Origin of the sequence: Dietzia maris (assembly GCF_014144855.1) — a bacterium.
GTDB lineage: Bacteria > Actinomycetota > Actinomycetes > Mycobacteriales > Mycobacteriaceae > Dietzia > Dietzia kunjamensis.
The window spans coordinates 1-7,059 of the sequence record NZ_JAALDN010000260.1 but is presented as its reverse complement, the minus strand read 5'-3'; the positions used below and the strand labels follow the sequence as shown (position 1 = coordinate 7,059).

Below are 7,059 nucleotides of genomic sequence, written 5' to 3'. Positions count from 1 at the left end.
TCGGGGACGAGGTGGCCGTCCTCCACCGGGGCCGGCTGGTGCAGTGCGACGTGCCCGACCAGCTCGATGCCGCCCCGAACAGCGCGTTCGTCGCGGGCTTCCTGCACGATGCCACGCTCGTCGACGGGACCGTCTCCGGTGACGGGTTCCGGTCCGACACCGGCGGGATCACCCTGCGCCCCGACGCGCTGACCGGCCCCGCCGGATCCGTTACGGGCCCGGCGACGCTCGCCCTCCTGCCGGCCGGGCTCGCCCTGAGCACTCCGGGCGACGGGGGTGGGACCGCGGCCGGATCAGAATTCGGGCCGGGGGTCGGGGCCGGGCCCGACCGGATCGGCGCGGAGTTCGTCACCTCGCTGTACGGACGGAGCGGACGGACCGTCATCTGTCGGCACGAGGACGTCGAACTGCGGGTCCTCGTGCCGCCGGGCTCCGCCGTGCCGACGCGGGTGGGCGAGGCCGTGGGGATCGACGTGCGCCGCGGGTTCGTCTACCCACGGGACTGACCGGCGAGTCCGAGAACACGGCCCACGACCCACGGGCCCGAACCCCGGGTCCGGGCCGCGGGGCTCATGGGGTCGATCAGTGCCCGGTTGCCGTCACGCAGGTCCACGGCGCACCCCTGGGGGCGTGGGTGATGATCTTGTCCGGCCGAGCAGAGGAATTCGCCTGTATCGCCCGAGTGGCTCTGCGCGAAATCCTCTGCTCGGCCGCAGTAGGCCGTCCCCGCTCAGCGGCCGCGCGCCACGACCCTGCCGATGAGGCGCGTCGAGCCCAGGAAGGGCACGCGGGTGAAGCGCTTGGAATACCAGAAGAACGTCGCCAGGGCGTCGGGCGTGATCACCACGCGCCGGGCCTCGATGCCACGCACCGACCGCCGCGCGATGATCTCCGACGTCAACCGCGTCCGCGACAGCAACTTGCGTGCCATCTCGTCCGCCCGCGCGTCCTCGCCTGACAGGGAGTCCGCCAACCCGGACCGGAAGAACTGCGGGCAGATCACCGACGTCGACACCCCGCGGGGCCGGAGCTCGGCGTCCAGGGTCTCCCCCAACGCCACCGCCGCGGCCTTGGTCGCGTTGTAGGCGCCCATCTGGGGCGCATGCACCAGCCCGGCGGCGGAGGCGGTGATGACCAGGCGGCCACCCCGACCCAGCTTGGGGGCGAGCGCCCGGCAGCCGCGCACCACCCCGAGCAGGTTGATGTCCACGATCCGCTGCCACGCCTCCATCGAGGTGGAGCCGAGCGCACCGCCGATCGCGATCCCCGCGTTGTTGACGAGGATATCCAGCGACCCGATCTCCTCCGCGGCGGCCCGCCAGTCGTCATCCGAGGTGACGTCGACCCGGCGGTAGGTCCACCGCCCCACCAGCTCCTGCACGGCGGGCGGGGGCTCCGCGTGGACGTCCGTGAGGATCACCTCGTCCCCGAGTGCCAGGTACTCCCTGGCCAGCGCCAACCCCAACCCCGACGCGGCGCCGGTGATGAACACGCGCCTGCCACCACCGTCGGCGACCGTCCGCCCGGACCGTTCGGCACTCTTCCGTGGGAGAAATCGGCTCATGCGGTGGCCACCTCGTCGTCGTAGTCGTCTTGGTGATCCCGTGCGTCCTCGACCTGCCCACCGTCGGGGCCGACGCCGGCCGCCCCGGGCCCACGGCGGGCGTCGGTGAGCTCCACGTGGTCCCCGAACGCCATCTCGCGGCGCTGGTCACCGAAGGCCAGCTCGGGGATCTCCACCAGGAAGTTCTGGACGTAGCGCCACGGGCGGGTCGTGCCCTGCTTGGGGAACTTGTGGCCGTCACGCTGGATGTACCCGGCGTCGAAGTCCAGCAGGAGCTGGTCGGCGGGCCCGGCGGGAAGGCGCGGCGCGTACACCGACTCGCCCGCCTTCCAGAGCTTGACCATGTACCGGGAGACCAGGTCCGCGCGCAGCGTCCAGGACGAGTTGATGTAGCCGACCGTGAAGCTGAAGTTGGGCACGCCCGCCAGCATCATGCCGCGGTAGGTCGCCAACCTCGGGACGTCCAACGCCTCGCCGTCGATGCTCAGCGTGCCGCCGCCGAACGCCTCGAGCCGCAGGCCCGTCGCGGAGATGATGACGTCGGCCTCGATCTCCTCGCCCGACCGCAGACGGATCCCGGCCGGCGTGAACCGGTCGATGTGCCCGGTGACCACCCGTGCGCCGCCACGCCGGATCGCCCGGAAGATGTCGCCGTCGGGAGCCTTGCACACGCGCTGGTCCCACGGCCGGTACGGCGGCGTGAAGTGCTCGTCGATCTGCTCGGTCGAGATGTAGCGCTTCTGCATGAGCCGCAGACCCGCCTTGAACAGCCAGGGCAGCCGCTGTGCGATGACGAACTGGGCCGTGTCCCGCGCACCGTGGTTGAGGCGCGCCGCCCGGTAGCTCCACGGAGCGGGCAGCAGTCGGCGCCACACCGCGCTGATGAGGTCCTTCTCCGGCAGCGGGCCGACATAGCTGGGGGTGCGCTGGAGCATGGTCACGTCCGCGCCCAGCTCGGCGAGCGCCGGCACCAGCGTCACGGCCGTCGCGCCCGACCCGATCACCACGAACTTCCGGCCGGTGTAGTCGAGGTCGGCGGGCCACTGCTGGGGGTGGATGATCTCGCCGCGGAAATCCGCCTCGCCGGGGAACTCGGGGCGGAACCCCTCGGCGTGCGAGTAGTAGCCGGAGCCGAAGTGCACGCGCCGCGCCCACACGATGCGTTCGCGGTCGTCGGTGACGCAGGTGATCCGGTAGAGCTGGTGGTCACTGCGCCAGTCCGCGTCGGCGACCCACGAGCGCAGGTGCAGGCGGTCGAGCGCGCCGGCCTCGCGGGCCGTGTCGCGGAGGTACTCCTTGATCTCCGCGCCGCTGCCGAGGGTCGAGCCGTGTGGCCAGGGCCGGAACGGGAACCCGAAGGTCGCCATGTCCGAGTCCGAGCGGATGCCGGGGTAGCGGAACGTGTGCCACGTGCCCCCCAGGTCGTCATGGGCGTCGTGCATCTCCCATCGCCAGTCGGGGAACGCCTCGTGCACGTGATGGGCCAGGTCGATGCCGGACAGGCCCGCCCCGACGATCAGCAGGTCCAGCGGGTCTCCGGGCGCTGCGCCCGGGCCGTCCGGACGCTCGGTGGAATTGATCATGACCGGTACGGTATCCGCTGACGGCACCGCAGGCTTGCCGAAATGCGCCAATAAGTTGCTCGATCGCGCCAAGTGCCGCAGGGTGGTCCCATGGCGTTCATCCGATCGGCCGGCCTGCGCGGGGTCCGGCAGGTGGTCACCGAACTCGGCGGCGACCCCGACGACCTGGCCCGCCGGTCCGGGCTCCCCGCCGGCGCGCTCGACAGTGACGAGATCCTGGTGGAGGACCTGTCGATCGCCCTCCTGCTGGAGACCGCGGCCGCGGAGCTCCGGTGCCCCGACCTGGGACTGCGCGTCGCCGGGCACCAGGATCTCGACATGCTCGGCCCGGTCGCCGTGGCCGTGAAGAACGCCCGGACCACCACGCAGGCGCTCGAGGTGACCTCCAAGTACCTGTTCTTCCACTCCCGCTCGATCGAGATCACCGTGGTGCCCGATCCGCGCGACGAGGCCGACATCCTGGGGGTGCGGTTCGGCTACCGGGACCCCGGGCAGCTCATCCCGCCGCAGACGGTGGATCTCGTCCTGCTCTTCCTTCACCGCGCCATGCGCAGTGTGCTCGGCGGGGACTACGGCCTGGTGTCCGTCGACCTGCCCAACCCGCTCAACACCGACGCCGCGCGGTACGAATCGCTCTTCGGCGCGCCGGTCACGCCGTCCTCCCCGGCCGCGGTGCTGCGCGTACCGTCCGCCCTCTTGGGCCGCACCATCTCCGGCGGCGACGAGGCGGTCCAGCAGCTCGCCCTGCGGTACCTGGATCAGCACATCCCCGAGGACCGGCGGAGCATGACCGAACGGACGCGCGCGGTCCTGCACCAGTCCCTCGACACCGGCACCTCGTCGCTGCCCCGGGTCGCAAGATTGCTCTCGGTCTCCCCACGCACGCTGCAACGCGGGCTGGCCGGGGAGGGCACGAGTTTCGCGACCCTGCGGGACGAGGTCCGCCGCGACATCGCAGTGCGCCTGCTCACCACGACGGAGATCCCGCTGGCCCAGATCGCCTCGGCGCTGGCCCTCGGCGACGCCACGACGTTCAGCCAGTACGCGAGGCGCTGGTGGGGGATGACCGCACGCGAGTTCAGGCACGGGCACACGACCCCGCCCGGAGTGGGACAATCGCGCACATGAGCGACACCCCCGCGTCCGACCCGTTGGCGATGTTGCGTTCCGGGCGAAGCCTCCCGGACGGCACCTCGATGGACGACCCCATCCGGGAGCAGATCCTCGACGCGGCGTCCGCACAGTTCGAGAGCGTGGGGATCGCCCGGTGCACGATGAATGACATCACCCGGCGGGCCGGGCTGGCGCGGATGACGCTGTACCGGCGCTTCGCCAACAAGCAGGAACTGGTCGAGGCGACGCTGCTGCGCGAAGCCGCCTGGTTCCTCGCCGACCTGCAGCGGGAGATCGACGCCCACGCCACGGTGGAGGACAAGCTCACCGAGGGCTTCGCGTTCACCGTCGAGACGCTCCGCGACCACGACCTGCTCAACCGCCTGCTGGAGACCGAGCCGGAGGCGACCGTCCCGCACTTCACGGTGCAGGGGGCGCCGCTCATCACCGCCGCCGCACACTTCCTGGCCGCCGAGATCTCGCGGACCGTCCCCGACTCCCGCCCCTACGAGGAACTGCTCGTCGGGGCCGAGCTCACGGTTCGCCTCGTCATCTCGTTCGTCCTCACGCCGTCGACCGCCATCGATCTGGACGACCCCGAGGTCTCCCGGGCGTTCGCACGCACCCACCTGGGCCCGCTGCTCGGCGGTGGACTCGCCGAGGGCTGACCCGCACCGCCGTGCAGAGCCCCGCCGTGCAGAGCCCCGCCGCGCAGAGTCTCGCCGCGCGGAGTCTCGCCGCGAGGATCCCCGCCGCGCAGATCTGAACCGAACCTCATGAATGGTTGACGAATCGCCTCTGCGTGTCTAGCGTCAGATACAAATAGATCGCGGATGTCACTCTGTCACCGTCGATCTGCAGTCCACGCTCCCGATCCACGAGTCGGGAACCGGAAGGATGAGCCATGACCGCTGTCGCCCCCTCCCCGTCGGCCACCACCGAGGAGTACGAGGACACGCTCCGGCGCCTGTCGCACGCCTCGGTCCACCGCAGCTTCGACGCCTTCAAGGACATCCCGTGGGACGACCCGGACTTCGCGGTGGACCCCACCGACGAGCGCTGGATCCTGCCCGCCGGGATCGACCCGCTCGGCGGCCACCCGTGGTACCTGGGGCTGCCCCGGGAGAAGCAGATCGCGATCGGCCTGTGGCGTCAGGCCAACATCATGAAGGTCGGCCTGCAGTTCGAGAACATCCTCATCCGCGGGATCATGCAGTACGTCTTCAAGAGCCAGAACGGCGCCGCGGAGTTCCGGTACCTCACCCACGAGGCCACCGAGGAATGCCACCACACCCAGATGTTCCAGCAGGGCGTGAACCGCATCGGCGCCGACGTGCCCGGCATGGCGCGGTGGATCCGGCGGCTGTCCCCGATCATCCCGCTCGCCGCGGGCCCGTTCCCGGTGGCGTTCTTCATCGGCGTCCTGGCCGGTGAGGAACCCATCGACCACACCCAGAAGCAGGTCCTGCGCAACTCGGACACCCTGCCGCCGGTCCTGTCCCGGATCATGGAGATCCACGTGGCCGAGGAGGCCCGGCACATCTCGTTCGCGCACACCTACGTGGCCCGCAACGCCCCGCGGATGTCGCGCAACGAGTCGTTCCTCGTGTCGCTGGCCTTCCCCGTGATCATGCGGGTGCTGTGCGACGCGATCCTCAAGCCCACCAAGGAGTTCCGCGAGACGTTCGACATCCCGGACGAGGTCGTCCGCGAGCTGTACTGGGACAGCCCCGAGTCGCAGCGGTTCCTGTCGGACCTGTTCGGCGACGTCCGCAAGCTCGCCGAGGACTCGGGTCTGATGAACCCGGCCGCGCGGCGGGTGTGGAAGGCCCTGAAGATCGACGGGCGCCCCTCCCGGTACCGCGGCGAGCCGCCCGTGGCGTTCCGCGACTAGGCCGCCGACATGCCCCACGTCGTCACGCAGGCCTGCTGCGCGGACGCCTCGTGCGTCCACGCCTGCCCGGTCAACTGCATCCACCCGACCCCCGACGAGCCCGACTTCGCCACCGCCGAGATGCTCTACATCGACCCGGTGTCCTGCGTGGACTGCGGGGCGTGCGTGGGGGCGTGCCCGGTCGGGGCGATCGTCCCGCACACCGCGTTGGCCCCCGACCAGCAGGACTTCCTCGGGATCAACGAGGCACTGACCGGGGACGACCGGCCGAGCAGGCCCCAGGCCCGCGTCCCCACGATCGTCCGCCTCGGCCCCACCCGGACGACCCTGCGGGTCGCGGTCGTGGGAGCCGGCCCCGCGGCGCTGTACGCCGCCGACGAACTCCTCCGCCAGCCCGGCGTGGAGGTGACGGTGTTCGACCGGCTCCCCGTCGCCCACGGGCTCGCCCGGCACGGGGTGGCGCCTGACCACACCAGCACCCGCGCGGTCGCGGACCTGTTCACCGCGATCGAGGAGCAGCCCGGGTTCGGCTACCGGCTCGGCGTGCACGTTGGCGAGGACGTCACCGCCGAGGAGTTGGCCACCCACCACCATGCGGTGGTGTACGCGACCGGGGCCGGCACGGACCGCCCCCTGGACATCCCGGGGGTCGACCTGCCGGGGAGCACGTCGGCGACGCGGGTCGTCGGGTGGTACAACGATCACCCCGACCACGCCGACGCCCACGTCCCGCTGGATCACGAGCGGGCGGTGATCGTCGGCAACGGCAACGTGGCACTGGACGTGGCCCGGATCCTGGCCACCGAGCCGGAGCGGCTCGCGGGCACCTCCATCGCCCGCCACGCCCTCGAGGCGCTGCGCGGCAGCCGGGTCCGCGAGGTCGTGGTCCTCGGCCGCCGCGGCCC

At 71.5% G+C, this 7,059-nt stretch carries 6 protein-coding genes and 1 pseudogene; 5 read left to right on the top strand and 2 right to left on the bottom strand.

Annotation, left to right across the window (positions count from 1 at the left end; translation table 11 throughout):
* Window positions 1-506 (top strand): annotated as a pseudogene (locus tag G6024_RS09105) (hypothetical protein); the annotation flags it as partial.
* A 224-nt stretch (window positions 507-730) separates the two neighbouring features.
* On the opposite strand, the gene G6024_RS09100 reads toward G6024_RS09105, so the two are convergent.
* Together G6024_RS09100 and G6024_RS09095 are read right to left on the bottom strand one after the other, a co-directional pair.
* On the bottom strand, window positions 731-1,564 hold the full coding sequence (locus G6024_RS09100) for an SDR family NAD(P)-dependent oxidoreductase (protein ID WP_159148535.1): 834 nt from the start codon (window positions 1,562-1,564) through the stop codon (window positions 731-733).
* Window positions 1,561-3,147 carry a flavin-containing monooxygenase gene (locus G6024_RS09095; RefSeq protein ID WP_159148534.1) on the bottom strand — a complete coding sequence of 529 codons (1,587 nt, stop codon included), beginning with the start codon at window positions 3,145-3,147 and terminating at the stop codon, window positions 1,561-1,563. The genes G6024_RS09100 and G6024_RS09095 overlap by 4 nt, the downstream gene beginning before the upstream one ends.
* Window positions 3,148-3,237: 90 nt before the next feature.
* Between G6024_RS09095 and G6024_RS09090 the strand changes: the two genes are divergently transcribed.
* The 4 genes from G6024_RS09090 to G6024_RS09075 form a co-directional block, all read left to right on the top strand.
* Window positions 3,238-4,275, top strand: a complete 1,038-nt coding sequence (locus G6024_RS09090) for an AraC family transcriptional regulator (protein ID WP_067713037.1) — start codon at window positions 3,238-3,240, stop codon at window positions 4,273-4,275.
* Window positions 4,272-4,928 (top strand): TetR/AcrR family transcriptional regulator, encoded by a 657-nt coding sequence (locus G6024_RS09085; protein ID WP_083249769.1) that lies wholly within the window; start codon window positions 4,272-4,274, stop codon window positions 4,926-4,928. The genes G6024_RS09090 and G6024_RS09085 overlap by 4 nt, the downstream gene beginning before the upstream one ends.
* Before the next feature lie 236 nt (window positions 4,929-5,164).
* Window positions 5,165-6,154 (top strand): AurF N-oxygenase family protein, encoded by a 990-nt coding sequence (locus G6024_RS09080; protein ID WP_069389843.1) that lies wholly within the window; start codon window positions 5,165-5,167, stop codon window positions 6,152-6,154.
* A 9-nt stretch (window positions 6,155-6,163) separates the two neighbouring features.
* Window positions 6,164-7,059, top strand: an 896-nt coding sequence (locus G6024_RS09075) for an FAD-dependent oxidoreductase (protein WP_159148533.1), incomplete at its 3' end; no start/stop codon positions are given.

What these genes read in the sequence shown, in the direction of transcription:
- G6024_RS09095 (WP_159148534.1), bottom strand. Translation starts at nt 3,147, where the DNA reads ATGATCAATTCCACCGAGCGTCCGGACGGCCCGGGCGCAGCGCCCGGA.
- G6024_RS09080 (WP_069389843.1), top strand. Translation starts at nt 5,165, where the DNA reads ATGACCGCTGTCGCCCCCTCCCCGTCGGCCACCACCGAGGAGTACGAG.
- G6024_RS09090 (WP_067713037.1), top strand. Translation starts at nt 3,238, where the DNA reads ATGGCGTTCATCCGATCGGCCGGCCTGCGCGGGGTCCGGCAGGTGGTC.
- G6024_RS09100 (WP_159148535.1), bottom strand. Translation starts at nt 1,564, where the DNA reads ATGAGCCGATTTCTCCCACGGAAGAGTGCCGAACGGTCCGGGCGGACG.
- G6024_RS09085 (WP_083249769.1), top strand. Translation starts at nt 4,272, where the DNA reads ATGAGCGACACCCCCGCGTCCGACCCGTTGGCGATGTTGCGTTCCGGG.